Genomic DNA, 26102 nt, shown 5'->3' on the forward strand with positions numbered 1-26102 from the left:
CGAGGGCGGGGCCGCGTCACGCGCAGGCGAGCTCGCTGCGGAAGTACGCCTCAAGATCGCGCATCATCGAGGCGAGAGCCGCCCGGTTCTCCTCCGTTTCGGGAGCGTTGGTGCTGATCCTGAGGCGGACGGTCTTCTCCTTGTTCGAATCCCGTATGCGATCCACGTGGAACGCGGACCGGTCGCAGGAGACGTACTTCTCGATACTCGCCTTCGAGAACTCGGCCACACCGGTCACCTTCGCCGCGTCGGGACCGGGGCCCTCCCACGTCCTGCCGTTGAAGGACCAGCGGTCGTGCCTGCGCTCGACCAGCACCAGAATGTTGTGTCCGCCACGAACCAAGATATGGCAGCCCGAAGAACTCCCTATGCCATCCGGGTAGACCTGCCGGATCGTTCGGAGACCGCCGTACCGCACCTCCGAGCCCGATGCGATCAGAACCTTCATGTCGCTCTGCTTGAACGCGCCCCAGCAGGCCGCCTCAGGAACATCCGGAGGCGCGTCACCGCCGCAGCCCGCGAGCAGGGAGCCGGCCACCAGGACAGTCGCGCACGCCCGCGCGACGCGTCCGCCGCTCACGCGCCGCCCGCCGCTTTCCCGGGGCACTGGATCTTGCTCTGGGCGAAGGCCATGAACTTCTTCATCAGCGATGGCAGGACAGTCTGCAGCTTGGATTTGTCGGGGGCGTAGGGCACATAGAGTTCCAGCTCAATGTACTTCCCCGGCGAATTGGAATCCTTGGCGGGTTCACAGATGAAGTATGCGGCAGCACCTGTGTCCCAGATGATGCCCTTCTCCCCCACGTCGAGCGGCTTGGGATCTGACGAGTCCCATGATGTCCAATCGACGGCATCCTCGAACTTCCGGAGATCGGCAACGGCCTGGAACCTCGTCTGCCCGTCGATGTAGAGGGTGCAGGTCGCGGAGTCGAGTTCCTTGGTCAGGGCGAAGCGCCGGCCGGCCATGCGTGAGAATTCCACCTTGGCACCGGGTGGCAGGAGGGGGGTCACTTCGCTGCCGGCGAACGCTCCGTCCCAGCAGACGCGCTCGGGCAGTTCCGGGAAGGCTTTCTCCTCGCTCGCTGCGCAGCTCGCCAGAAGACCTGCCGTGGCCACGGCTGTCGACACCGATGCGACAGTACGGGTGAAGCGGCGCACGATCACTTCTCCTTGGGGGTTCGAGGTACGGCGAAATCACGACCGATAGAGTGTGCCGTTGCCGTCTCGGTCGAGGCGGAACCTCTGTAGTCATTGATCTGTTGTTCCGTGAGCCCGGCTGCCTTCCCAGCCCGTTCCACGGCGGCCACAGCGGATTCCTTGGCGAAGCCCTCGGATTTCGTATAGCCCGACGCGGCTTCACGACGGGCGTCTGTCGACGTGTCGTGCTCCGCGTTCTCCACGATCGACTCGGTGACGTCTTCCTTGATCCAGTCGACGATGTCGCCGCCCACAGGCAGCATCTCGACGTACTTGCCCCCCACAAGGTCGATCATGCGGTTCGCCCACTTCGCGTTCTCCGCGACGCCCTCGTTGTATTCCTTGTCCTCACGGGCTGCGGCATCGACAGTCGCCTGGGCCCTCGCCTCGCTCATCATGCCCGCAATCTCCCCGCCCGGATGGACGGCGTTCCTCACGGCCTCGCCCATGTCGGCGTACTTCTCCGGGTTCTGGAAGACGTCGGACACGAGCGCCGTGGTGAACGCCTGCTGGGCGTTGGTGATCGCGCCGTACGCGTCGGGGTCCTGGCCGACCGCGCCGAGGAACTGGGCCATATTGCCCTTCTCGAACTCCGCCCTCTCACCGAAGGGCTGGATCCGATCCCCGCCGTTCTCGGCGGTGGCCTGGAGGTCCGGCATGTACTCGGCGGCCATGTTGCCGAAGTTCGGAGCGATGCCGCTGAGCGGGCCGTCACCGACGACAAGCTCCGGTGACTCCCCGATCTTCGCGACGACCTTCTCCATCACTCCGGCCATGTCCTTGGTGTGCGACACCGACGGGGCGTCCTCGTCGCCCGGCACGCGGCCCGTGACCGCCGCCTCCAGGGCGTTGCCCATGGCCGCCTGGCCGGGGCTCTGCTCTCCGTAGGCGACCGTGTCGTACCAGTCGTCCGTGGGCTTCTTGTCGAGCATGTAGTCGACGATGCTCCGCGCGCCGTCGCCCTTGATCGCGTCGTCCTCGATGGTCACGATGCCGTCCCCGTTGGTGTCCTCGCGGAGCGGATCGTCGAAGAACGCCACGGACGCCTCGGGGTGGTTGGCCATCGCCTCCATGAGGCCGGTGAGGGGGTTGAATCCCTTGCCGCCGGTCTCGCCGAGGTTGATGCGCTGGTCCATGTTCATAGGCAGGGCCTCGGACCAGCGGCCCGGGTTCTCCCTGTCCATGGCGACCATGTCCCGGCCGACGGACACCAGGAAGTCCTTGTCGTACGTCCCCTCCCGGAGGAGTCCGCTCAGGGCCTGGTAGCCGTAGATCTGCGAGAAGCCGACGCCCTGGATGTCGAGCGGCTTGCGGCCGGCTTTCAGGAGTTCCTTGGTCCACGTGATGTCGAGGTGGTTCGGCGTCGACGACTGGGTGGCGAGGCCGAGCATGGCGCTCATGTCGCTCTGGATGTTGCGGACCATGTCCACCCGGCCCTGGCCGGCCGGGCCGAGGGAGGTCGAATTCAGAGCCATCTCCGCGTAGGCGTCCAGGGTCCCTTCGGCGCCCACCTTACGGAAGAAGGCCGTCGCGAACTCGGGGTCGTCGCGGTTGTCGTCCATGAGGTCTTCGAGTTCCCTCAGCGCGTCCACGTTGCGCGCCGTACCGCCTTCGCCCGTGACCTTCTTCAGCAGCTCCGCCGCCCGGTCCACCTGCTCGGCGTCGAGGCTCTTGTACTTGGGGGCGCTGAAGTTATGGTCGTCCTTCACGTTCGCCGCGAGCGCACGCCTCAGCGAGTCGTCGGCGTCGGCGCAGTCCTCGACGATCCGGTCGATCTTGCGTTGCCAGGAGGCCACGGCCTCCTTCTGCCTCCGCAGGGCTTCCGGGTAGTCCGGGTCGTTGCGTGCCTCCGTGTCGCTCTCCAGGTCGTACCGTGGCCTGACCTTGCCCTTGGCGTCGACATGCACGCCCGCGGCCGGGCCCTCCTCGTCCCTGATCCTGATGAGCGCGTCCCTGGCGATCTTGAACGACGTGTGCGCGTCGGCGAGGAGCAGCTTGATGCCCCGCGCCTCCGCCTCGGCGTCCTCGAACTCCTTGGCCGTCTTGGTGATGAAGGGCCGGGTGACGTCGGAGTTGACGCCCTGCCACTGGGCCTTGTCCGTCTTGGCCTTCATGCCGTCGCGGGCGTCGGTGGCGAGCGTCTTCAGCTTGGTCGCCATCTCGGCCCAGTCGTCCACGGCCTGCTTCAGCTTGTCGACGGGTGCGTTGACGACGTCGTCGAATGTCAGCACGGCGCTTCCCCCACGTCCTCGTCCTCAGTCCTACTTGAAGTATTCGTTGATCTTGGACACGGAGAGCAGGGCGCCCCTGATGTCCGCGTCGTCCTTGGCATGGGTGGACTTGCTGTAGTCGAGGTGGTTGGAGATCCGGGCGCAGGCGTCCAGGAGCGTCCGCAGCTGCTTGTTCCACCGGTCGTGCACCTTCAGCAGCTCCGAGCCGCTGGTGAAGTTGCCGTTCGTGAGGGCGATCGACGCCGAGAAGGTCGACGGGCGGGCGTGGTCACCGTCTCGGGAGAGCCGGCCGTGCAGCAGGTACGCCTCGTGGCCGATCGCCCCGAGGTCGTCCTTGTTCACCACCAGATCCCCCGACCCGCCGGAAGCTCCGGAAGCTCCGGGATTTCCGTCAAGTCCGTTCAGCCGCATCTGAGCCGACTGCCGCTGAGCGGCGTCGGCCTTGATCTGGTCCCACTCGCTCCAGGACATCAGGCTCCCTCCCCGTACAGCCCATGAATGGCCCGTCATTCTAGAGGCCGGAAGCCGACCGCTTCACAGCAGCAATGTGATCACATCACGCCATCATCCAGCCAAAGCCGTTCACGCGGGGCTTGCCCTCCCTTCCCTGAAGGGAGGGTGCACACTTGTGAACGCACAGCGGCGAGCCCTACCGCCCGGCCCAACCCCCCTCCCACAACTGGCCCTTGAGCCTGGACGGCGAGAGTTCACCCGCACGGGTGCCTCCTCACCGCCCCGACCTCGCCGTCGGCGATGCGGGCGAGGGCTTCGTCGGCGAGCACTCGGAGGCCGGGTGCCAGAGGCCGGGTGCCAGAGGCCGGGTGCCAGAGGCCGGAAGGGAGTACCGGCACGGTGGAGGCCGTCAAGCGCCCCCAGGCCGGACCGTCCTGGAGTGCGGCAGCAAGAATCAAGCCGTGCTCAGACATAAGCGGCCGGAGCCATCGCCCGATGCCCGGCTTGACCCGTACCGCCGTGCTGCCGCCCGTCTCTTGGACGAGGATGAACAGATCGGCGTGCTCGTCACCCGGGTCGTCACCTGGTGGTGGAGGGAAGGCCCCTCCTGGCGAAGGCGGTGGGGGAACCCGCGGGAACTTCCCGAGTGGGCTCTGTCTCTTGTCGGCCCCGCACAGCAACTGCCCGACTTCGACGAGGGGATCGTCTCCGCCCAGGAACTCGACGAGGAGCTCGCCGACTGGGCAGCGGGGATCTTTCGGCTACGGGGCCGACGGTACGGTCTCGCCTGGCTTGACGAAGAGGAAGCCGATGCCGCACACAGGGAACACGGCTGGACGGTCGACTGACCACCCTCTGCCACGCTGCTTGTCGCGACATGGCTGAAGCCGTGTATCCGTGACATACGCGAGGAGCTTCGGTCGTACACCGACAGCACGCCTGGTTCACGCCGGGTGACCCGTCGCCCTTCGCATATTCGCAGCGGCGGAGTGCTCGGGCTCGTATGATCCCTGGCGGGATGGGGCTCGTAGCGCAGTGGTGGTCGCGCCTTCACCTCATGTGGGAGGACGCCGGTTCGAATCCGGCCGGCCCCATCCTGTTCTCTTCACCCGCGTCGCCCCGACCCGCGAACCAGTCAGCGACGGCGAACTTCTCGTGACCGCCCGCAGCCGAGAAGACACGCCCGCTTCGTTCACCGGAACTCGCACCAGACGACCTTGCCGGGGTCCCGTGGGCCCACGCCCCAGCGGTCCGCGAGCGCGGCGACGAGGTGGAGGCCCCTGCCGGACTCGTCGGAGGGGGCGCGAAGGGCGGGGGTGCCGTCGCCGCTGTCGTGGACCTCGATACGGAGGGGGCCGGGGCGCTCCAGGTAGAGGTGGAGGCGGTAGCCGCGGCCGGGCGGGACGCCGTGGCGGAGGGCGTTGGTGGCGAGCTCGCTGACGCACACCAGTACGTCGTCCGTGCGGGCGTCCAGCCCCCAGTCGGCCAGCGCCTTGCGGGTGAAGTCGCGGGCGAGCGGGACGGAACGGCGTTCGCGGCGGTAGAAAGCCTCGCGGAACAGCGGGAGTTGGTCGTTCATGGCGATCACGGTGGCGCCTCGCGTCCCACGCGCCCCAGGGGCCGGAGCCGTACAAATTCTTTGTACGGCTCCGAAACGCGTCGAGTACGTACGGCAGGGGGAAGGCACCGCTCATGGCACGCACCACGAACTCCAGGAAGAAGGTCCCCTCATGGGAAGTGGTCGGCGCCCTGGTGGCGCTTTACCGGAAGCAAGCGGGCATGACACAGCCCCAGTTGGCCGCGCAGGCGTGCGTGGGCCTGGAGACGCTCGGGTCGATCGAGCAGGGGCGGCGGGCGCTGCGCCTTGGACTCGCGGGTGAGCTGGACGGGATCCTGAACACCGGCGGCGCGCTGGCGGTGGCGGTCGGGAAGGCACCGAAGAAGGAGCGGTACCCGGCGTTCGTACAGGAGTTCATCGATCTGGAGGCGCAGGCGCTCAGTCTGTGCTCGTACGAGAACGCGGTGGTGCCTGGGCTGCTCCAGACCCCCGAGTACGCCCGCGCCGTCTTCGACTGCCTGTATCCGCCGCTCACCCCGCAGGAGGCCGAGGACCGGATGCTCGACCGGATCGACCGCCAGCGGATCTTCGAGCAGAAGCCGTGGCCTCCGATGATGTCCTTCCTGCTGAACGAAGCCATCCTGGAACAGCCCATCGGGGGACACGAGGTGCTGCGGGGGCAGATCCTCCATCTGCGCGAGATGGCCGAACTCCCCTTCCTCGCCCTCCAGATCATCCCGAAGTCGCGGACGAAGCACGCGGGACTCAACGGGCCCATGGTGCTCATCGAAACACCTGACCACGAACACGTCGCCTACATCGAGGGGCAGCGCGTGAGCTTCCTCATCGACGACCCCGACGAGGTCGGCATCCTCCAGGCCAAGTATGGAATGCTGCGGTCACAGGCCCTGACGCCCGAGGAGACCATGGGTCTGCTGGAACACCTGGCAGGAGTGACATGAGCGCAGCAGCACTTTCGTGGTTCAAGTCCAGCTACAGCAGCGACGAGGGCGGGAACTGCCTCGAAGTCGCCTACGACTGGCGCAAGTCCAGCTACAGCGGCGACGAGGGCGGCAACTGCGTCGAGGTGGCCGCCCACCCCGCCGCCGTGCACGTCCGGGACTCCAAGCTCGGCGGGACCAGCCCCGTCTTCACCGTCTCCCCCGCCGCCTGGAGCGCCTTCGTGACGCAGGCCGGCGTGGAGGACGGGCCCCGGTAGCAGGGGCGTACCGGCGTGGTCAGCCGGACGTCGGGGGGTTGGCGCGCAGGAGTGTGGCCCCGAGCGGGGTGAGGGTGTGCAAGACCGATGTGGCGTGCCGGTGGGTGGTGAGGAGGCCGGCGCGCCGCAGGGCCGCGGCGTGCTGGCTCGCGGAGGAGGCGGAGACGCCTGCCGCCCGGGCCAGTTCGCCCGTGGTGGCGCCCACGGCGACGGCGCGCAGGACGCAGGCCCGGGTGCGGCCGAGGAGTGCTGCCAGGGGTGCGCCGGAGTCCAGGTCCTCCGGGAGTTCGGACCGGTGGGGTTCGTGGTGGAGCGGGTAGAGCAGTACGGGATCGAGGGTCGCGCTGTGGAAGGCCACCGGGGTTCCCCAGCAGAAGTGCGACGGAATCAGGAGGAGGCCCCGGCCGCCCAGGTGCAGGTCGCGGTTCTCGGGATAGTCCGCGCACAGGACCGGTGGGCGCCATCGCAGGGCGGGGCCCAGGTTCTGGAGGATGCCTTCGGCGCCGGTGCTGAGGACGGAGCGGGCGCGGGTGGCCCGTTCGGCGTCGATGCGGGCCTGGATACGGTCGCCGTGGGGGGCGAGGGCGAGGTCGTGGTACGTACGCAGGGCCCGGACCAGTTCTTCGCGCAGGTCCGGCTCGTGCAGGCGGCGGGCCCAGGCGGGGGCGCCGCTGGTGCGGTCGAGGATGCCCACCTCGTGGCGTACCCGGCGCCCGGAGGTGCTCCGTACGGCTTCGAGTCCCGCGTCGAGCCCTTCGGCGGCTTCGGCGGGGGTGAGGAAGGCGGGGAAGTAGACGGCGCGCGGGACCAGAGGTAAGAGGAACGTCCTCACCGTGCGGCCGAACCCCTTGGCCTGCAGTCGGGTACGGGTGGTGCGGTACCAGTCGGCGTGGGCCCAGCGTCCTTGCCGGGTCTGGAGGCGGTGCAGGCTCATACAGATCTCCCACAGCGGATCAGGTGCTGCGGCGATGCGCGTGCGCATCAGGTCGGCATCGGTGAAGTGGATGCGGAGCATTCCGTTCCCCCCTTGTGGCCTGGGCTTTTCAGTCAGCGTCACAAGCTCTGGCTCACCCATGCTCGCGCCGGGGATGCTCGGGTTCAACGCGGCGCGAGGGCGATGTCCTCATCTCGCCGCCCGCTCGGCACGGTCGGCGTCCGGACGAATGGGAGCGTTTCCACTCCCTGTGTCGGTGTCCGTGAAGCGCCGACGTGCGCGTCCCCCGTCACTCCCACCGAAGGGAACGAACGTGACTCTGCGATCCACCGTCACCACTTTCGCGGCGACAGCCCTCATGGGCGCCGCCCTCGCGGTCGCCCCGACCGCGCAGGCACAGGAAGCGTCCGCGGCTCCCGCTCCGGCACAGGCCGTCGCCTCGGCGCAGGCGGGCGCGGTGTCCCTGGGCGCGGGTGAGGCCATCGGCTTCAGCACGCCGCCCGGCGAAATGGGCACCGAGGCGTACTCCGACTGCCCGAGCGGCTGGATCTGCTTCTGGTCCGGATCCAACGGCACGGGATCCAGGTGCCAGTGGAGCTCCTCGCTCAACCCGCGGGCCCGCGAGGAGTGTTCGTGGATGAACAACGGCACGTACACCAAGTCCGTCTACAACCGCACCTCCTACCGCTACCACTACTACAAGGCCTTCAACTACAAGGACCGCATCGGCAGCACGCTCTCGGGCGGCCAGGGCAACCTCGCCGGCACCTACAACATCGGCTCGCTGTGCCGCCACAACGCCAGCGGCTGCCCCAACTAAGCCCTGACTTCTCCTGTCCGAGCTAAGCCCTGACTTCTCCTGTCCGAGAGGTCCGCGACCGAGAGGTCCGCACGGGAGTCTCACCCTCCCGTGCGGGCCGCTCATCTTCCCGTCCCCTCGTTTGACCCCGCCTCTCTCCTGACGGCAAGCTGAATGCCAGTCAATTCATGGGGCATGGGGGAGTATTGAGCAGCGCATCACATCACATCGGGCCCGACTCCGCGCCGGACCGGTACCGGCTGCTCCGGTCCATCGGACGTGGCGGCGAGGCGGTGCTCTACCTCGCCGAGATCGAGCTCGCGGGCGGTGCCGAGCCGGTCGTCGTCAAGGTCCTCGACTCCAGGACGACGATCACGCCCGAGGTCTTCGAGCGGGTCAGCCGCAAGTGGAACGAGCAGGCCGAGCTGCTGCGGTTCGTCAGCCGCCCCGGGGTCGTCGGCGTGCGCGAGCACTTCCAGGGGCCGCCCATCCACGCGGCCGGCGAGTCCGGCGCCCTCAGCGGGCGGGCCCTCGTCCTCGTCATGAACCACGTGGACGGCCTCGACCTGCGCGACTGGCGCGCCGAGCGGACGCTGGCCACCCCCGCCGAGCGGCGCGAGGTCATGCGGACCCTTGAGCAGCTCGCGGACGTCCTCGACTGGCTGCACTCCGGCAGGGCGACGCCGTCCGGGCGGACCGTGGTGCACGGCGACCTCTCGCCAGGCAACGTGATGGTCGACGAGCACGGCCAGGCCACCCTCGTGGACTTCGGCCTCAGCAAGCTGACCGCCGACCACCAGACCGCCGAGGTGTGGTTCACCCCCGGGTACGCGGCGCCGGAGATCTTCGAGGGCAAGCGGACCCCGGCCACCGACCGGTACGCCTTCGGGGCCATCGCCTACTTCCTGCTGAGCGGCGAGTCCCCGCCGGCCACGCCCGAGCAGCTGGCCGCCGCCCTCGGAGCCGTACCTCAGATCGCCGGGCTGCCGGAGGAGCAGCGCGAGCGGGTGCGGGCCATCGCGGCGGCCGACCCGGACCGGCGTCCGCTGTCGCTGTCGGCGTGGGTCAAGGAGGTCCGGCACGGGGTGGTGTCCACCACGACGACCTCCCGCCCGGCCGTCCCCCAGGACGCCCCGCCCCGCCCGGCCGCCGCGCCTGCCCCGGCTCCGGCCCCGGCCGTTCCGCCTCCGCCGGTGAAGCCTCCGGTGGCGGCTCCTCCGGTGGCGGCTCCTCCGGTGGCGGCTCCCCCGGCCCCGGCGCCTGCTCCCGCCGACACTCCCCCGGCGGGCTTCGGGGCCCCCACCCCGGCCCCGGCCGCGCCGGGCCCGTACGGTCCGCCGGCCGCCGGTGTCCCCGCGTACGGCGGTCAGGGCTTCGGGCCTCCGACGGCCGGCATGCCCACCGTGGGCGCGCCCGGTGGGCCGACCGGGCCGGAGCGGCCCGCGCCGCGCAAGGGGCGCAAGGGGCTCGTGATCGGCGCCGTCGCCGGCGTCGTCCTGGTCACGGTCCTGGCGGTGCTCGGCATCCGGATGCTGGGCGACAAGAGGAACGACGAGGGCAAGAACAACCAGGCCGCCCCGTCCGTCACCACCTCGGCCTCGTCCTCGCCCTCGGCGACCACCGAGGAGCCGACGGAGGAACCGACCGCGGACGCGCCCACCGAGGAGCCCACCACGGAGGAGCCGACCGAGGAACCGACCGCCGATCCCAGCGACAGCGCCTCGCTCGACCCCGGCTCCGTGCCCGACAGCAAGGAGGCGGACCTGACCAGTCTCACGCCGGTCGACGGCCTCGACGGGTTCCAGGTGACCTCCTCCGCCACGCTCAACGCGAAGAGCTACGGCACCGCCTTCGTGGCCGGGTGCTCCGACGAGTCGTACATGGAGTTCAACCTCGGCCGGGCGTGGGAGACGCTGGAGTTCACCGCGGGCATCGACGACGACTCCCCGACCGAGGAGGCGCGGATCTCCATCTCCGTGGACGACCAGCCCGCCCCCTTCGCCCAGGCGGTGTCGCTCGGCAAGCCGGTCACCAAGAGCATCTCGGTCAAGGGCGCTCTGCGTCTGCGGATCCGCGTCGAGGACACGTGCACCTTCTCGCAGAAGGCGTACGTCGTCATCGCCGCGCCGGTGCTCAAGCGGTAGCCCCCGCGGGGAAGCAAAAGCGGCCCCGCGCCGGACGGTTGTTCCGGTGCGGGGCCGCTCTCGTTCCCCTAGGAGATTCCGTACGAGACGGGGCTCAGCCCTCGCTGACGCCCAGCTTCTCCAGGATGAGGTCCTTGACCTTCGCCGCGTCGGCCTGGCCACGGGTGGCCTTCATGACCGCGCCGACCAGCGCGCCGGCCGCCGCGACCTTGCCGCCGCGGATCTTGTCGGCGATGGCCGCGTTGGCCGCGATGGCCTCGTCGACGGCCGCGCCGAGGGCGCTGTCGTCGGAGACGACCTTCAGGCCGCGCTTCTCGACGACCTCGTCCGGGGTGCCCTCGCCGGCGAGGACGCCCTCGATGACCTGGCGGGCCAGCTTGTCGTTGAGGTCGCCGGAGGCCACCAGGGCCGAGACCCGGGCCACGTCCGCCGGGGTGATGGGCAGCTCCTCCAGGGAGACGCCCTTCTCGTTGGCGTTGCGGGCCAGTTCGCCCATCCACCACTTGCGGGCCGAGGCCGCGTCCGCGCCCGCCTCGATCGTGGCGACGATCGGGTCGACCGCGCCCGCGTTGAGGATGGACTGCATCTCCAGCTCGGAGACGCCCCACTCCTCGCGCAGCCGGTTGCGGCGCACGCGCGGCAGCTCGGGCAGGCCCTTGCGCAGCTCCTCGACCCACTCGCGGGCCGGGGCGACCGGGACGAGGTCCGGCTCCGGGAAGTAGCGGTAGTCCTCGGCGTTGTCCTTGATGCGGCCGGAGGTGGTGGAGCCGTCGTCCTCGTGGAAGTGACGGGTCTCCTGCACGACCTTGCCGCCGGACTCCAGGATCGCGGCGTGGCGCTGGATCTCGAAGCGCGCCGCCCGCTCCACCGAGCGCAGCGAGTTGACGTTCTTCGTCTCCGAGCGGGTGCCGAAGGTGGCGGAACCCTTGGGCATCAGCGACAGGTTGACGTCGCAGCGCATCTGGCCCTTGTCCATGCGCGCCTCGGAGACGCCCAGGGCGCGGATCAGCTCGCGCAGCTCGGCCACGTACGCCTTGGCGACCTCGGGGGCGCGGTCTCCGGCGCCGACGATCGGCTTGGTGACGATCTCGATGAGCGGGATGCCGGCCCGGTTGTAGTCGAGCAGCGAGTGCGAGGCGCCGTGGATGCGGCCGGTCGCGCCACCGATGTGGGTGGACTTGCCGGTGTCCTCCTCCATGTGGGCGCGCTCGATCTCCACGCGGAAGACCTCGCCGTCCTCCAGCTGGACGTCCAGGTAGCCGTTGAAGGCGATCGGCTCGTCGTACTGGGAGGTCTGGAAGTTCTTCGGCATGTCCGGATAGAAGTAGTTCTTCCGGGCGAAGCGGCACCACTCGGCGATCTCGCAGTGCAGCGCGAGGCCGATCTTGATCGCGGACTCGACGCCGGTCGCGTTGACGACCGGCAGCGCGCCCGGCAGACCGAGGCAGGTGGGGCAGGTCTGCGCGTTGGGCTCGGCGCCCAGCTCGGTCGAGCAGCCGCAGAACATCTTCGTCTTCGTACCGAGCTCGACATGGACCTCCAGGCCCATGACGGGATCGAACGCGGCCAGCGCGGCCTCGTACGACAGCAGTTCAGTGACAGTCACGGTGGAACTTTCCCTCTCAGCCCAGCAGGACGTCGTCGTCGCCGAGGCGCTTCAGCTCGCGGTACAGGATCGCGAGGCCGGTGACGATGGCGGCGGCGGACACGACGGCGTCGACGAGCTGGAGCGTGTCCTGCTCGGAGCGGGCCTTCTTGACCTGCTTCAGCACGCTGATCGCGCCGAACGCGGTGGTGCCCATGGACAGGTACGTGCCGGTCTTGGACTTCTTGAAGCCCTTGGCCTTCTGCAGTGCGCTGGTACTCACAGCGACGGAGCCTCCTCGAGCAGCGGGTGGCCCCACTTTTCCACGAAGGCAGCCTCGACGGCGGCGCCGACCTTGTAGAGCCGGTCGTCCTGCATGGCGGGGGCGATGATCTGCAGCCCGACCGGGAGGCCGTCCTCCGGCGCCAGGCCGCAGGGCAGCGACATGGCGGCGTTTCCGGCCAGGTTGGTCGGGATGGTGCACAGGTCCGCGAGGTACATGGCCATCGGGTCGTCGGCGCGCTCGCCGATCGGGAAGGCGGTGGTCGGGGTCGTCGGGGAGACGATCACGTCGACCTGCTCGAAAGCCTTCTCGAACTCGCGGGTGATGAGGGTGCGGACCTTCTGGGCCGAGCCGAACCACGCGTCGTAGTAGCCGGAGCTGAGCGCGTAGGTGCCGAGGATGATGCGGCGCTTCACCTCGGGGCCGAAACCGGCCTCGCGGGTCAGGGCGGTGACGTCCTCGGCGGACCGGGTGCCGTCGTCGCCGGTGCGCAGGCCGTAGCGCAGGCCGTCGAAGCGGGCCAGGTTGGACGAGCACTCGGACGGCGCGATCAGGTAGTACGCCGAGAGGGCCAGGTCGAAGCTCGGGCAGTCCACCTCGACGATCTCGGCGCCCAGCTCCTTCAGCAGCTCGACGGACTCGTCGAAGCGCTGCATGACGCCGGGCTGGTAGCCCTCGCCGCGGAACTGCTTGACGACGCCGACGCGCATCCCGGCCACCGAGCCGTTGCGCGCGGCCTCGACCACGGGCGGGACCGGCAGGTCGATGGAGGTGGAGTCGAGCGGGTCGTGGCCGGCGATCGCCTCGTGCAGCAGGGCCGCGTCCAGGACCGTGCGGGCACAGGGGCCGCCCTGGTCGAGGGAGGAGGAGAAGGCCACCATGCCGTAGCGGGAGACCGCGCCGTAGGTGGGCTTGACGCCGACGGTGCCGGTGACGGCGGCGGGCTGGCGGATGGAGCCGCCGGTGTCCGTGCCGATGGCCAGCGGGGCCTGGTACGCGGCGAGGGCGGCCGAGGAGCCGCCGCCGGAGCCGCCGGGGATCCGGGTGAGGTCCCAGGGGTTGCCGGTCGGGCCGTAGGCGCTGTTCTCGGTGGAGGAGCCCATCGCGAACTCGTCCATGTTGGTCTTGCCGAGGATGACCACGTCGGCGGCCTTGAGGCGCTTGACCAGGGTCGCGTCGTACGGCGGGAGCCAGCCTTCGAGCATCTTCGAACCGACCGTGGTGGGCACGCCCCGGGTGGTGAAGATGTCCTTGAGGGCGAGCGGCACGCCGGCGAGCGGGCCGAGCTTCTCGCCGCGGGCGCGCTTCTCGTCGACGGCGCGGGCCTGCGCGAGGGCGCCCTCGCGGTCGACGTGCAGGAAGGCGTGGACCTTCTCGTCGACGGCCTCGATGCGGGCCAGGTGGGCCTCGGCGACCTCGACCGCGGTGAGCTCGCCGGAGGCGATCTTCTCGGCGATCTCGGCGGCGGTGAGCTTGATGATGTCCGTCATGGTCAGTCCTCCCCCAGGATCTGCGGCACCTTGAAACGCTGCTGTTCCTGGGCGGGGGCGCCGGAGAGCGCCTGCGCGGGGGTGAGCGAGGGACGGACCTCGTCCGCCCGCATGACGTTGGTCAGCGGAAGCGGGTGGGAGGTCGGCGGTACGTCCTGCTCGGCGACCTCGGAGACGCGGGCGACCGCGCCGATGATGTCGTCGAGCTGACCGGCGAAGTGGTCGAGTTCCTCGTCGGCGAGTTCCAGACGCGCCAGCCGAGCGAGGTGTGCGACCTCCTCGCGCGTGATGCCAGGCATGCAGCGATCCTCTGGGGTGAGTCTGATGGTGTTGGCCCCAATCCTATGGGGACGGCGCCGCTCCCCGTGAAACGGTCGCCCCGGAGATGCCCCTGAGAACGCGCCGGGCGGACCCGGAAGGGTCCCGCCCGGGTCTCACCGGGTCCGCCCGGGTCTCGTTCGGGTCTCTCACTGCACGACGTGTCCGGGGGCCGTCTCGGCGGCCCGGCGCCAGCCGTGCTCGCCGCGGGCGAGCAGCCAGGCGGTGGTCTCGGCGGGCGGCATGGCGGCGGAGACCAGCCAGCCCTGGACGGCGTCGCAGCCCAGGTCGCGCAGCCGTTCCCAGGTCTCGTCGTCCTCGACGCCCTCGGCGACGACGAGGAGGCCGAGGGAGTGGGCGAGGTCGACGGTGCAGCGGACGATCTCGGCGTCCTCGGTGTCGACGGCGAGCCGGGCGACGAAGGAGCGGTCGATCTTCAGTTCGCTGACCGGGAGCCGACGCAGGTGGACGAGGGAGGAGTAGCCGGTGCCGAAGTCGTCCAGGGACATCTTGACGCCGTGTCCGGTGAGGCCGTTGAGGGTGTCGGCGGCGCGCTGGGGGTCCTCCAGGAGGACGTGTTCCGTTATCTCCAGCTGGAGGGAGCCGGCCGGGACGCCGTGGCGGGCGAGCCGGGCGGCGACGGCGCCGGCGAAGCCGGGGGTGTGGACGTCGCGCGGCGAGACGTTGACGGCGACGGGCACCTCCAGGCCCTGGGCGCGCCAGCGGGCGACCTGGGCGAGGGCGGTCTCCAGGACGTACTCGGTGAGGTGCGGCATCAGTCCGGAGGACTCGGCGATGGCGATGAACTCGTCCGGCGGAACCTTTCCGCGCTCGGGGTGGACCCAGCGGACGAGGGCTTCCAGACCGGCGACCTGGCCGTCGAAGCGGACCTTCGGCTGGTAGTGGAGTTCGACCTCGCCGGCGTCGAGGGCGCGGCGCAGGTCGCCGAGGAGGCCGAGCCGGTCGGGGGTGTTGGAGTCGCGCTTGGACTCGTACACCTCGACGCCGGTGCGGTCGCGCTTGGCCTGGTACATGGCGACGTCGGCGCGGCGCAGCAGGCCCTCGGCGTCGGCGGCGTGGTCGGGGTGGACGGCGACGCCGGCGCTGGCCTCCAGGACGAGGGTGAGGCCGTCGAGGTCGAGCGGGGAGGAGAGGGCGGCGACGAGGTGGCGGGCGACCCGCTGGGCGCTGGTGGTGGAGTAGGCGACGGGCAGCAGGACGGCGAACTCGTCGCCGCCGAGCCGGGCGGCCTCGGCGCCGCGGGGCAGGGCGAGGCGGAGCCGTTCGGCGATCTGGAGGAGGAGCCGGTCGCCGGCGAGGTGGCCGAGGGTGTCGTTGACCGAGCGGAAGCGGTCGAGGTCGATGAGGACGAGGGCGACGCGGGTCTGCCCGTCCTCGGCGGCCTCCAGGGCGGTCCAGGTGCGCTCCAGGAGCCACTGGCGGTTGGGGAGGCCGGTGAGCGGGTCGCGGAGCTGTTCCTCGGCGCGGGCGCGGGCGATCCAGAGGGTGGAGTCGAGGGCGATGAGCGGGATCGCGAAGAGCGGCAGGAGGACCGGGAAGGCGGCGGCGACGACGCAGATCAGCGGGGCGATGCCGAGCAGAGCGACGGCGACGAGGCCCTGGCGGAGCAGGGCGGTGCGGGCGACGGTGGGCAGGCCGCGGCCGGGCGGGGCGAGCGTGTACCACAGCAGGAGCCGGGTCGCGAGGAGGTAGACCCCGGCGGCGAGGACGATCTCCGGGGCGTCGGCGATCGTCCAGTCGAGGGGGTTCCAGGGGTCGTCGACGCCGGGGACGTCGCCGAAGACGGCGAGGACGAGGGCGGCGGCGGCGACGCCGAGGACGTCGGCGGCGCCGTGCAGGAGGCCCTGTCTCCAACGGTGCCGTCGGGCGGCGCTGACGAGGACGACGACGGTGAGCGAGACGAGTCCGGCGGGGACCCAGCCGTACAGGAGGAGGACGGCGAGGGTGAGGGCGGCGCCGGAGCCGGTGCCGCCCCACCAGCGCTCGCGGCCGAGGGCGACGAGGTGGCCGACGATGAGGCCGGTGAGGACGGCGAGGGCCCAGCCGGCGACGCCGCCGGGGAAGAGCGGATGGCCGGCGGTCAGGGCCCGCTGGAGGCCGGTGACGAGCACGGCGGCGGCGGTGCCCACCACGGCGGCGGGCAGGCCGGTGAAGCCCGTGGGGAGCACCCGGCCACGCGGCCGTGGCACCGGGGCGGCACTCTCGGTCGGTTCCATTCCCGTCCCTCTCGCAGGCGGCGGTGCCGTCGCTGTCCGATGGGCCGCGGCGAGGCGGCCGTGGTGGCGTCCGGCCGCCGGTCGCGCGCCCCGCCGGCTTCGGGGCGGGGCGCATGGCGCGGGGCCGTTCGTCCTGGCGCACGGCCGCGCAGAACCCTCGCGCGGCGGTGCGGGACGAGACGCACGCTCACCACAGTAGGCCGCGGAGGGCGCCGAGGGGCAGCGCTCTCCCTCTCTTGCCCGAATGCGACCTGGCCACCCCTAACCATCTGGTATGCGCCGAACGGGTGAGCTTCCGCGCTCCCGGAGAGGGCGCCCCGGGGTCACTCCTCCGCCGGCTCCTCGATCGGCTGTGCGGCCTCGCGAGCAGCCTCGGGACCCTGTTCGAGCAGGATCTGGAACCCCTCCTCGTCCAGAACCGGAACCTTCAGCTGCATCGCCTTGTCGTACTTGGAGCCGGGGTTCTCCCCCACGACGACGAAGGAGGTCTTCTTCGAAACGGAACCGGTGACCTTGGCTCCGCGGCTCTGGAGCGATTCTTTTGCGCCATCCCTGGTGAAGCGCTCCAGGGTGCCGGTCACGACGACCGTCAGGCCCTCCAGCGGGCGGGGGCCCTCGTCCTCCCCGGCGCCCTCGTCCTCCAGGGTGACGCCGGCGGCGCGCCACTTCCGCACGATCTCGCGGTGCCACTCCTCGGAGAACCACTGCTTCACGGCGGCGGCGATGATGCCGCCGACGCCGTCGACCGCCGCGAGCTCTTCCTCGGTGGCCTGTTCGATCCGCTCCAGGGAGCGGAACTCGCGGGCGAGCGCCTCGGCGGCGACGGGGCCGACGTGGCGGATGGAGAGACCGTTGATGAAGCGGGCGAGCGGGCGGGTCTTCGCGGCCGCGATGTTCTCCAGCATGGCGAGCGCGTTCTTCTTCGGCTCGCCCTTCTGGTTGGCGAAGACGGTGACGATCTTCTCCTCGCCGGTCTTCGGGTCCCGCTTGGGCAGTCCGCTGTCGGCGTCGAGCACGTACGCCTTGATCGGCAGCAGCTGCTCGATGGTGAGGTCGAAGAGGTCGCCCTCGTCCTTGAGCGGCGGCTCGGCCGGCTCCAGGGGCTGGGTGAGGGCGGCGGCGGCCACCGCGCCGAACTTCTCGATGTCGAGGCAGGCGCGTCCGGCGAGGAACTCGACCCGCTCGCGCAGCTGGGCCGGGCAGGTCCGGGCGTTCGGACAGCGGAGGTCGATGTCGCCCTCCTTCATCGGCTTCAGCGCCGTGCCGCACTCGGGGCACTCGGCGGGCATCACGAACTCCCGCTCGGTGCCGTCCCGCAGGTCGACGACCGGGCCGAGGATCTCGGGGATGACGTCACCGGCCTTGCGGAGCACGACGGTGTCGCCGATGAGGACGCCCTTGGCCTTCACCACCTCCTGGTTGTGGAGGGTGGCGAACTCGACCTCGGAGCCGGCCACGGTGACGGGCTCCACCTGCGCGTACGGGGTGACGCGGCCGGTGCGGCCGACGCCGACCTTGATGTCGACGAGCTTGGTGTTGACCTCCTCCGGCGCGTACTTCCAGGCGATGGCCCAGCGGGGGGCGCGCGCGGTGGAGCCGAGCCGGCCCTGGAGCGGGATCTCGTCGAGCTTGACGACGACGCCGTCGATCTCGTGCTCCACGGAGTGCCGGTGCTCGCCGTAGTGCGCGATGAACTCGCGCACCTCGCCGAGGGAGTCGACCACCTTGGTGTGCCCGGAGGTGGGCAGGCCCCACTCGCGCAGCAGCTCGTACGCCTCCGAGAGGCGGGCGATCTCGAAGCCCTCGCGGGCGCCGATGCCGTGGACCACCATGTGGAGCGGCCGGGTGGCGGTGACCTTGGGGTCCTTCTGGCGCAGCGAGCCCGCGGCCGCGTTGCGCGGGTTGGCGAAGGGCTTGTCGCCGGCCTCCACCAGGCGGGCGTTGAGCGCCTCGAAGGCCTCCATGGGGAAGTAGACCTCGCCCCGGATCTCGACGAGCTCCGGGATCCGGTCGCCCTGGAGGCGCTCGGGGACGTCGGCGATGGTCCGCACGTTGGGCGTGATGTCCTCGCCGGTGCGGCCGTCGCCGCGGGTGGCGGCGCGGGTGAGCCGGCCGTGCTCGTAGGTGAGGTTGACGGCGAGGCCGTCGACCTTGAGCTCGCACAGGAAGTGGAAGTCGGGGGTGCCGACGTCCCGGGCGACGCGCTCGGCCCAGGTCGTCAGCTCCTCCTCGTCGAAGGCGTTGTCCAGCGAGAGCATGCGCTCGCGGTGCTGGACGGCGGTGAACTCGGTCTCGTACTGCCCCGCCACCTTCTGGGTCGGCGAGTCGGGCGTGCGCAGCTCCGGGTACTCCTCCTCCAGCGCCTCCAGGGCGCGCAGGAGCCGGTCGAACTCCGCGTCGCTGACGACCGGCTGGTCCTTCACGTAGTACCGGAAGCGGTGCTCCTCGACCTGCTCGGCCAGTTCGGCGTGCTTCTCCCGCGCCTCGGCGGGCACCGTGCCCTGTCCGTCGGGCAGGGCCCCCTGTTCGACTGCCACCTTCGTTCGTCCTCCCGTGCTTCCGGCCCCGGTCACTCTGGGTTGTCCGCGAGTGATCTCGCCGCCCGGACGCAGTGGGCGAGCGCCGCCCGGGCGTACGCGGGCGAGGCGCCGGCGAGCCCGCAGGTGGGGGTGACGACCACGGACTCGGCGAGAGTCCCCGGATTCAGCCCCAGCCTGCGCCACAGCGTCCTGACACCCATGACGCTACCGCCCGGGTCCGACAATGCCGTGTCCGTGGAGGGCACCACACCGGCGAAGAGCTTCGTCCCGGCCTCCACGGCCTCGCCGATCGGCTCCTCGTCACGGTCGGTGAGCAGCCCGAAGTCGAACGACACACCGGCGGCTCCGGCGCGGCGCAGCAGTGCGAAGGGCACGCCGGGGGCGCAGGAGTGGACGGTGACGGGCCCGTCGTGGGCGGCGATCACCTCGCGCAGGGCGGCCTCCACGACCTGCCGGTCGACGGCCCGGTGGGTGCGGTAGCCGCTGGCGGTGCGGACCTGGCCGAGGAGGACGGCGGTGAGCGAGGGCTCGTCGAGCTGGAGCACGATCCGGGCGCCGGGGACGCGCTTGGCCACCTCGGCGAGGTGGCCGCGCAGGCCCTCGGCGAGGGAGGCGGCGAGATCGCGGCAGGCCCCGGCGTCGCTCAGGGCGGCCTCGCCGCCGCGGAGTTCGAGGGCGGCGGCGAGGGTCCACGGGCCGACGGCCTGGACCTTGAGCGGCCCCTCGTACCCCTGGGTGAACTCCTCCAGGGCGTCGAGGTCCTCGCCGAGCCAGGAGCGGGCGCGGCGGGTGTCGCGGCCCGGCCGGTCGCTGATCCGCCAGCCGCTGGGCTCCACGTGCGCGTACAGGTCGACGAGCATCCCGAGGGTGCGGCCGATCATGTCGGCGCCGGGGCCGCGGGCGGGGAGTTCGGCGAGGAAGGGGAAGTCCTCGAAGGTGCCGGTGACCGTCTTGGCGGCCTCGCGGGCGTCGCCCCCGGGCAGGGACCCGACGCCGGTGGCCGGGCCCCACTGCTGGATCTCGCTCATGGCCCTACCGTCCCGGACGGACCGTCAGGTCGTTGACCTCGGCGTCGCGCGGCAGGTCGAGGGCCATGACGATGGTGGTGGCCACGGACTCGGGATCGATCCACCGCGCGGGGTCGTACTCCTTGCCCTCCTGCTGGTGCACCTTGGCCTGCATGGGGCTGGCGGTGCGACCGGGGTAGACGGAGGTGACCCGGACGCCGTTGGCGTGCTCCTCGTGGCGCAGCGAGTCGGCGAGGGCCTTGAGGCCGTGCTTGGAGGCGGCGTACGCGCTCCACTCCGCGTGCGCGGCGAGTCCGGCGCCGGAGTTCACGAAGACGACGTGCCCCTGGGAGACGCGGAGCTGCGGCAGGAAGTGCCGGGTCAGTTCGGCGGGGGCGACCAGGTTCACGTTCAGCTGGTGGTGCCAGGACTTCGGGGTGAGCTCCCCGACGGCGCCGAGGTCGACGACCCCGGCGATGTGCAGCAGCGAGTCGACCCTGTCCGGCAGGCTCTGGTGCGAGAACGCCCAGGAGAGCCGGTCCGGATCCGCGAGGTCCCCGACGAGGGTGCGGGCGCCGGGGAACTCGGCCGCCAGCTCCTTGGCCCGCCCCGCGTCGCGCGCGTGCAGCACGAGGTCGTCCCCGCGCGCGTGCAGCCGCCGCGCGACGGCGGCGCCGATGCCGGAACCTGCCCCGGTGATCACATGAGTAGCCATGGTCACCATGGTCCCATCAGCGGGCGGCGATCTCGTTCTCCAGGTGGGCGAGGGCGGTGCGCCCGTCCTCGGCGAAGAAGGCGAGTTCGGAGAGGGGACGGGGCAGGAAGCCCTCGTCGTCCATGCGCTGGAACTGGACCTTGAGGCCGTCGTAGAAGCCGGCGGTGTTGAGGACGACGACCGGCTTGGTGTGCTTGCCGTGCTTCTTGAGCTCCAGGATCTCGGTGGCCTCGTCGAGGGTGCCGGTGCCGCCGACCATGACGACGATCGCGTCGGACTTGGCGAGGAGGAGCGCCTTCCTCTCGGCGAGGTCCTTGGTGATGGTCATCTCGTCGGCGTTCGGACGGGCCTTGGCGGCGAGGAAGTCGACGGAGACGCCGACGAGCCGGCCCCCCGCCTCCTGCACGCCGTCCGCGACGACCTTCATCAGGCCGGTGTCGGAGCCGCCCCAGACCAGGGTGTGGCCGGCCTTGCCGAGGAGGGCGGCGAACTCGCGGGCGGGGGCGGTGTACCGCTCGTCGAGGTCGGCGGCGGAGAGGAAGACGCAGATGTTCATGCCGACACCGTAGGCCCTGATCTGCGGGTTCCTGGATGCTTGGGGACATCCCCCGCTGCGGCGATGAGTTCCGGCGGGGCCGTCGGTCTGCCCTGCCATGGACGAGGTGAGGACGGTCGTCTCGCGGGACGGGACGACCATCGTGTACGAGCGGTACGAGGGGCACGGAACGGGGGCCGGGCGCGGGCCCGCGGTGGTGCTGGTGGGCGAGGTGCCGCTCGCCCGGCTGCTGGCCCGGAGCTTCCCCGTGTTCGTGTACGGCGGTGGCAGCGCGGGGCCGTACACGGTGGAGCGGGAGTTGGAGGGCCTGGCGGCGGTGCTGGAGGCGGCGGGTCCCGGCGTGCTGGCGCTGGCCGCCGCGGCGGCGGGGCTGCCGGTGGGGGCGGTGTCGGTGTTCGAGCCGCCGTACGCGATGCCCGCGCTCCCTCTGGAGGATGCGGCGGCGCCCGTGCTCGTGGTCGACGGCGGGGCGAGCCCGGCGCCGGTCCGGCGGGCGGCGCGGGCGCTCGCGGCGTCCCTGCCCCGGGGCCGGCACCGGACGCTGACGGGGCAGATCCACGAGGTGGCGCCGCATGTGCTGGCGCCGGTGCTCGCGGAGTTCGTGACGGAGGTCACGGAGGCGGTGGAGGTGGCGTGAGCCCCGCCCCGGACGGCCTCGCCCCCGGACGGCTCCGCCCCGGGTCGGCCCGGCCGTCGGGCGGCTCCCTAGGCGGGGGCCGTCGCCGTGCGGCGTACCGTCGTCGCGATCGTGGCCGAGCCGACCACGCGGGTGCCGTCGTAGAGGACGATCGCCTGGCCGGGGGCCACGCCGCGGACGGGCTCGTCGAAGGTGACCTTCAGTTCGCCGTCCTCCAGGGCCGCGCTCACCTCGGTCTCGCCGCCGTGGGCGCGGAGCTGGGCGGTGTAGCGGCCGGGGCCCTCGGGGGCGGTGCCGCACCAGCGGGGCTTGATCGCGGTGAGGGCGGTGACGTCGAGGGACTCGGCGGGGCCGACGGTGACCGTGTTGTTCACGGGCGAGATGTCCAGGACGTAGCGGGGCTTGCCGTCGGGGGCCGGGTGGCCGATGCGCAGGCCCTTGCGCTGGCCGATGGTGAAGCCGTACGCGCCCTCGTGGGTGCCGAGCTTCGTGCCGGACTCGTCGACGATGTCGCCCTCCGCCCTGCCCAGGCGGGTCGCGAGGAAGCCCTGGGTGTCGCCGTCGGCGATGAAGCAGATGTCGTGGCTGTCGGGCTTCTTGGCGACGGCGAGGCCGCGCCGTTCGGCCTCGGCCCGGATCTCGTCCTTGGTGGTGAGGGTGTCGCCGAGCGGGAACATCGCGTGGGCGAGCTGCTGCTCGTCGAGGACGCCGAGCACGTACGACTGGTCCTTCGCCATGTCGGAGGCGCGGTGCAGCTCGCGGGTGCCGTCCTCGCGCAGCACCACGGTGGCGTAGTGGCCGGTGCAGACGGCGTCGAAGCCGAGGGCGAGCGCCTTGTCGAGGAGCGCGGCGAACTTGATCTTCTCGTTGCAGCGCAGGCACGGGTTGGGGGTGCGGCCGGCCTCGTACTCCGCGACGAAGTCGTCGACCACGTCGGCGCGGAAGCGCTCGGCGAGGTCCCACACGTAGAAGGGGATGCCGATGACGTCGGCGGCCCGGCGGGCGTCCCGGGAGTCCTCGATGGTGCAGCAGCCGCGGGCTCCGGTGCGGAAGGACTGCGGGTTCGCGGAGAGCGCGAGGTGCACGCCGGTGACGTCGTGCCCGGCCTCGACGGCCCGGGCGGCGGCGACGGCGGAGTCCACCCCGCCCGACATGGCGGCGAGGACCTGGAGCGGACGGGTGCGGGGGCGCTGGGGCGCGGTCTCAGTCATAGCCCTACCAGGGTACGGGGCCGTTCCGGGTCGGGGTTCCCTCCGGGGCGGATCGGGGTCGGCTCCGGGACGGATCGGGGTCGCGGGCGGGAACCGCCGCCGCGAATGTGGGCGTTGTGACGGGCATGGGGAGCGAGAACGGGAAGAAGCGGGGGGTCGGGCGGCGCGCGGTGCTGCTCGGCGGCGGAGCGGCCGTGGTGGGCACGGCGGTGCTCGCGCGCGAGGATCTGGCGCGGGCCTGGTGGCGGCTGCCGTGGATGGAGAAGCCGAGGACGGACGGGGAGCTGGACCACAAGCCGGCCGAGTGGACGGCGGCGCACCAGGCGAACTGGCGGCGGGCGGACCGGCCGGACGACTACACGATCGACCGGGTGGTGATCCACGTGGTGCAGGGCTCGTACGCGACGGCGCTGCGGGTCTTCCGGAATCCGCTGCACGGGGCGGCCACCCATTACGTGGTCCGCAAGGACGGGCACGTGGCGCAGATGATCCGGGAGCTCGACGTGGCCTTCCACGCGGGGAACCGGGACATGAACGAGCGGAGCATCGGCATCGAGCACGAGGGCTTCGTGGACCGGCCGCAGGACTTCACGGCGGAGATGTACGCGGGGTCGGCGCGGCTGACGGCGGACATCTGCCGGCGGTACGGGATACCCGTGGACCGGGAGCACATCATCGGGCACGTGGAGGTCGAGGGCACCGACCACACCGATCCCGGCCCGCACTGGGACTGGGACCGGTACCTGACCCTCGTACGGAAGGAGCGGGCGCGGCTGGGGTGAGTCCGGCTGTACGAGTCCGGCTCAGCTGAGGCCGGCGGTGCGGGCGCGTTCCACGGCCGGGCCGATGGCCTCGGCGACGGCCTTCACGTCGTCCGCGGTGGAGGTGTGGCCGAGGGAGAAGCGGAGGGTGCCGCGGGCCAGGTCGGGGTCGGTGCCGGTGGCGAGCAGGACGTGGCTGGGCTGGGCGATGCCGGCGGTGCAGGCGGAGCCGGTGGAGCAGGCGATCCCGGCGGCGTCGAGGAGGAGGAGCAGGGAGTCGCCCTCGCAGCCGGGGAAGGTGAAGTGGGCGTTGGCGGGGAGCCGGTCGACGGGGTCGCCGCCGAGGATCACGTCGGGGACGGAGGTGCGGACGGCGGTGACGAGGGCGTCGCGCAGGGCGCCGATCTCGCGGGCGAAGTCCTCCTGCTCGTCGGTGGCGATGCGGGCGGCGGTGGCGAAGGCGGCGACGGCGGGGACGTCGAGGGTGCCGGAGCGGACGTGCCGCTCCTGGCCGCCGCCGTGCAGGACGGGGACGGGGGTGTGCTCGCGGCCGAGGAGCAGGGCGCCGATGCCGTAGGGGCCGCCGATCTTGTGGCCGGAGACGGTCATGGCGGCGAGCCCGGAGGCGCCGAAGTCGACGGGGAGCTGGCCGACGGCCTGGACGGCGTCGGCGTGCAGCGGGACGCCGAACTCGGCGGCGGCGTCGGCGAGGGCGCGGACCGGCATGACGGTGCCGATCTCGTTGTTGGCCCACATCACGGTGGCCAGGGCGACGGAGTCGGGGTCGCGGGCGATGGCCTCGCGCAGCGCCTCGGGGTGGACGCGGCCGTACGCGTCGACCGGCAGGTACTCGACGTCGGCGCCCTCGTGGGTGGCGAGCCAGTCGACGGCGTCGAGGACGGCGTGGTGCTCGACGGGACTGGCGAGGACGCGGGTGCGGCGCGGGTCGGCGTCCCGGCGGGACCAGTAGAGGCCCTTGACCGCGAGGTTGTCGGCCTCGGTGCCGCCGGAGGTGAGGACGACCTCGCTGGGCCGGGCGCCGAGCGCGGCGGCGAGGGTCTCGCGGCCCTCCTCGACGGTCCGCCGGGCGCGGCGCCCCGCGGCGTGCAGGGAGGAGGCGTTGCCCGTGACGGCGAGCTGGGCGGTCATCGCCTCGATCGCCTCGGGAAGCATGGGCGTGGTCGCGGCGTGGTCGAGGTAAGCCATGGTGGGTCGATTCTACGAGCCCGGGTGGAGCTTCCTCGAAGGGCCCGCTCCGGCTCTCCGGCGGCCGACCCGAACCGGGCCGCGCCGCCGGGGGCGTACCGGCTCGGCCGCGTGGGGCGCGAGGCTCAGCCGCCGGGGGGCGTACCGGCTCAGTCGCGTGGGGCGCGGGCGAGCTGGCGGGACTGGGCGACGAGGCGGCCGGCGGTGTCCCAGACCTCGGCGTCCTCCTCCAGGAAGCCGCCGGCCAAGTTGCGGGTGGTGATGGAGACCCGCAGCGGGCCGGGGGCGGGGCGGCAGCGGACGTGGGTGGTGAGCTCCACGGTCGGCGTCCAGCCCGTCAGGCCCAGCTCGAAGGCGGTCGGCGGCAGGGCGTCGACGGCGAGGAGCAGGGAGAGCGCGTCGGGCTCGCGGCCGTCGGCGAGGCCGAACCAGGCGCGCATCTCGCCCTTGCCGGAGGGGGCGCCGAGCGCCCAGCCGACGCAGGCGGGGTCGAGGCGGAGGTCGAGCCGGTCGGCGATCGCGGAGGAGCCGGGGATCCTGGGCGCCGGGTTGTCGGCGGCGCTGAAGCACTGCTCGATCGGGGCGAAGGCGGGCGGGACCGCGCTGGTGCGGACGTCGTCCGGGAGGGCGCCGAGGTCGCCGTAGGAGGCGAGGACGCGGATCCGCTCGACCTCGGTGCCGTCCTCGGCGTACTGGTAGAGGGAGGCGGTGCCGGTGGAGAGGGTCCGGCCGGTGCGGACGGTCTCGGTCCGGATGACCGCGGGGCCCGGCACCGACGGCGTGAGGTAGTGCGCCGAGACGGTGAACGGGTCCGGGTGCGGCAGGTGGTCGCCGAGGGCGCGGCCGAGCAGGGCGAGGAGGTAGCCGCCGTTGACCGCGTGGATGATCGTCCAGCCGGCCGAGAGCTCGGCGTCGTAGACCCCCGGCTCGCGGAGGGTGACGGCGGTGTCCCGGTCGAACTCGCTGCGTGCTCCGGCCGTCGGCGCGGGGCTCGTCTCGGTGCTCGTGCTCATGGACCGAC

Annotated in this window: 25 protein-coding genes and 1 tRNA gene; 8 read left to right on the forward strand and 18 right to left on the reverse strand. The window is 71.6% G+C overall.

Going from position 1 to position 26102, the window contains the following annotated elements; all coding sequences use genetic code 11:
- Positions 1–16 precede the first annotated feature (16 nt).
- Genes QK442_RS08020 through QK442_RS08035 form a run of 4 tightly spaced genes read right to left on the reverse strand, consistent with a single transcriptional unit; the run spans position 17 to position 3899 of the window.
- On the reverse strand, positions 17–538 hold the full coding sequence (locus tag QK442_RS08020; protein ID WP_282693169.1) for a hypothetical protein: 522 nt from the start codon (positions 536–538) through the stop codon (positions 17–19).
- Between the two features lie 38 nt (positions 539–576).
- Positions 577–1158 (reverse strand): hypothetical protein, encoded by a 582-nt coding sequence (locus QK442_RS08025; protein ID WP_282693170.1) that lies wholly within the window; start codon positions 1156–1158, stop codon positions 577–579.
- Between the two features lie 2 nt (positions 1159–1160).
- A complete protein-coding gene (locus QK442_RS08030; RefSeq protein WP_282693171.1) occupies positions 1161–3428 on the reverse strand; it encodes a DUF6571 family protein in 2268 nt (755 codons plus the stop codon).
- A gap of 30 nt (positions 3429–3458) precedes the next feature.
- Complete coding sequence (locus tag QK442_RS08035) at positions 3459–3899, reverse strand: hypothetical protein (RefSeq protein WP_282693172.1); 441 nt, start codon at positions 3897–3899, stop codon at positions 3459–3461.
- A 215-nt stretch (positions 3900–4114) separates the two neighbouring features.
- On the opposite strand from QK442_RS08035, the gene QK442_RS08040 reads away from it, so the two are divergent.
- Both QK442_RS08040 and QK442_RS08045 read left to right on the forward strand, forming a co-directional pair.
- Positions 4115–4729, forward strand: a complete 615-nt coding sequence (locus QK442_RS08040; protein WP_282693173.1) for a hypothetical protein — start codon at positions 4115–4117, stop codon at positions 4727–4729.
- Positions 4730–4901: 172 nt separating this feature from the next.
- A tRNA-Met gene (locus tag QK442_RS08045) sits at positions 4902–4975 on the forward strand.
- A 98-nt stretch (positions 4976–5073) separates the two neighbouring features.
- On the opposite strand, the gene QK442_RS08050 is transcribed toward QK442_RS08045, so the two are convergent.
- Positions 5074–5460 carry an ATP-binding protein gene (locus QK442_RS08050; RefSeq protein ID WP_282693174.1) on the reverse strand — a complete coding sequence of 129 codons (387 nt, stop codon included), beginning with the start codon at positions 5458–5460 and terminating at the stop codon, positions 5074–5076.
- Positions 5461–5573: 113 nt separating this feature from the next.
- On the opposite strand from QK442_RS08050, the gene QK442_RS08055 reads away from it, so the two are divergent.
- Together QK442_RS08055 and QK442_RS08060 are read left to right on the forward strand one after the other, a co-directional pair.
- Positions 5574–6401 (forward strand): Scr1 family TA system antitoxin-like transcriptional regulator, encoded by an 828-nt coding sequence (locus QK442_RS08055; protein WP_282693175.1) that lies wholly within the window; start codon positions 5574–5576, stop codon positions 6399–6401.
- Positions 6398–6658: a DUF397 domain-containing protein gene (locus QK442_RS08060; protein WP_282693176.1), complete on the forward strand. Its 261-nt coding sequence runs from the start codon at positions 6398–6400 to the stop codon at positions 6656–6658. The genes QK442_RS08055 and QK442_RS08060 overlap by 4 nt, the downstream gene beginning before the upstream one ends.
- A 19-nt stretch (positions 6659–6677) precedes the next feature.
- Here the strand turns inward: QK442_RS08060 and QK442_RS08065 are convergent, their stop codons facing one another.
- A complete protein-coding gene (locus QK442_RS08065) occupies positions 6678–7673 on the reverse strand; it encodes a helix-turn-helix domain-containing protein (RefSeq protein WP_282693177.1) in 996 nt (331 codons plus the stop codon).
- Between the two features lie 232 nt (positions 7674–7905).
- Here QK442_RS08065 and QK442_RS08070 point away from each other — a divergent pair, with 232 nt between their 5' ends.
- Together QK442_RS08070 and QK442_RS08075 are read left to right on the forward strand one after the other, a co-directional pair.
- Positions 7906–8412 carry a peptidase inhibitor family I36 protein gene (locus QK442_RS08070; protein ID WP_282693178.1) on the forward strand — a complete coding sequence of 169 codons (507 nt, stop codon included), beginning with the start codon at positions 7906–7908 and terminating at the stop codon, positions 8410–8412.
- 185 nt (positions 8413–8597) lie between these two features.
- The gene (locus QK442_RS08075) at positions 8598–10535 is read left to right on the forward strand and encodes a serine/threonine-protein kinase (RefSeq protein WP_282693179.1); all 1938 of its coding nucleotides are present in this window, start codon (positions 8598–8600) and stop codon (positions 10533–10535) included.
- A gap of 94 nt (positions 10536–10629) precedes the next feature.
- On the opposite strand, the gene gatB is transcribed toward QK442_RS08075, so the two are convergent.
- From gatB to QK442_RS08120, 9 genes are all read right to left on the reverse strand, one after another.
- Positions 10630–12141 (reverse strand): Asp-tRNA(Asn)/Glu-tRNA(Gln) amidotransferase subunit GatB, encoded by a 1512-nt coding sequence (gatB, locus tag QK442_RS08080; RefSeq protein WP_282693180.1) that lies wholly within the window; start codon positions 12139–12141, stop codon positions 10630–10632.
- Between the two features lie 16 nt (positions 12142–12157).
- Positions 12158–12403, reverse strand: a complete 246-nt coding sequence (locus QK442_RS08085) for a hypothetical protein (RefSeq protein WP_282693181.1) — start codon at positions 12401–12403, stop codon at positions 12158–12160.
- Positions 12400–13893 carry an Asp-tRNA(Asn)/Glu-tRNA(Gln) amidotransferase subunit GatA gene (gene gatA, locus QK442_RS08090; RefSeq protein ID WP_282693182.1) on the reverse strand — a complete coding sequence of 498 codons (1494 nt, stop codon included), beginning with the start codon at positions 13891–13893 and terminating at the stop codon, positions 12400–12402. The genes QK442_RS08085 and gatA overlap by 4 nt, the downstream gene beginning before the upstream one ends.
- Positions 13894–13895: 2 nt before the next feature.
- The gene (gene gatC / locus QK442_RS08095; RefSeq protein WP_030492502.1) at positions 13896–14192 is read right to left on the reverse strand and encodes an Asp-tRNA(Asn)/Glu-tRNA(Gln) amidotransferase subunit GatC; all 297 of its coding nucleotides are present in this window, start codon (positions 14190–14192) and stop codon (positions 13896–13898) included.
- A 168-nt stretch (positions 14193–14360) separates the two neighbouring features.
- Positions 14361–16448: a bifunctional diguanylate cyclase/phosphodiesterase gene (locus QK442_RS08100; RefSeq protein WP_282693183.1), complete on the reverse strand. Its 2088-nt coding sequence runs from the start codon at positions 16446–16448 to the stop codon at positions 14361–14363.
- Positions 16449–16771: 323 nt separating this feature from the next.
- Entirely contained in the window at positions 16772–18985 is a 2214-nt protein-coding gene (gene ligA / locus QK442_RS08105; protein ID WP_282693184.1) for an NAD-dependent DNA ligase LigA, read from the reverse strand.
- Between the two features lie 32 nt (positions 18986–19017).
- Positions 19018–20016: a methionine synthase gene (locus QK442_RS08110; protein WP_282693185.1), complete on the reverse strand. Its 999-nt coding sequence runs from the start codon at positions 20014–20016 to the stop codon at positions 19018–19020.
- A gap of 4 nt (positions 20017–20020) precedes the next feature.
- Positions 20021–20719 (reverse strand): SDR family oxidoreductase, encoded by a 699-nt coding sequence (locus tag QK442_RS08115; RefSeq protein WP_282693186.1) that lies wholly within the window; start codon positions 20717–20719, stop codon positions 20021–20023.
- Between the two features lie 7 nt (positions 20720–20726).
- The gene (locus QK442_RS08120) at positions 20727–21266 is read right to left on the reverse strand and encodes a TIGR00730 family Rossman fold protein (protein WP_282693187.1); all 540 of its coding nucleotides are present in this window, start codon (positions 21264–21266) and stop codon (positions 20727–20729) included.
- Between the two features lie 97 nt (positions 21267–21363).
- Here QK442_RS08120 and QK442_RS08125 point away from each other — a divergent pair, with 97 nt between their 5' ends.
- Positions 21364–21903, forward strand: coding sequence for a hypothetical protein (locus QK442_RS08125; RefSeq protein ID WP_282693188.1), 540 nt, complete (start codon positions 21364–21366; stop codon positions 21901–21903).
- A 68-nt stretch (positions 21904–21971) separates the two neighbouring features.
- Here the strand turns inward: QK442_RS08125 and mnmA are convergent, their stop codons facing one another.
- Positions 21972–23114, reverse strand: a complete 1143-nt coding sequence (mnmA, locus tag QK442_RS08130) for a tRNA 2-thiouridine(34) synthase MnmA (RefSeq protein ID WP_282693189.1) — start codon at positions 23112–23114, stop codon at positions 21972–21974.
- A 125-nt stretch (positions 23115–23239) separates the two neighbouring features.
- On the opposite strand from mnmA, the gene QK442_RS08135 reads away from it, so the two are divergent.
- On the forward strand, positions 23240–23896 hold the full coding sequence (locus QK442_RS08135; protein WP_282693190.1) for an N-acetylmuramoyl-L-alanine amidase: 657 nt from the start codon (positions 23240–23242) through the stop codon (positions 23894–23896).
- A 21-nt stretch (positions 23897–23917) separates the two neighbouring features.
- Here the strand turns inward: QK442_RS08135 and QK442_RS08140 are convergent, their stop codons facing one another.
- Complete coding sequence (locus tag QK442_RS08140) at positions 23918–25081, reverse strand: cysteine desulfurase family protein (protein ID WP_282693191.1); 1164 nt, start codon at positions 25079–25081, stop codon at positions 23918–23920.
- Positions 25082–25230: 149 nt separating this feature from the next.
- Positions 25231–26094 (reverse strand): thioesterase family protein, encoded by an 864-nt coding sequence (locus tag QK442_RS08145; RefSeq protein ID WP_282693192.1) that lies wholly within the window; start codon positions 26092–26094, stop codon positions 25231–25233.
- Between the last annotated feature and the right edge of the window lie 8 nt (positions 26095–26102).

Source organism: Streptomyces sp. CC208A, from assembly GCF_030010625.1.
Taxonomy (GTDB): domain Bacteria; phylum Actinomycetota; class Actinomycetes; order Streptomycetales; family Streptomycetaceae; genus Streptomyces.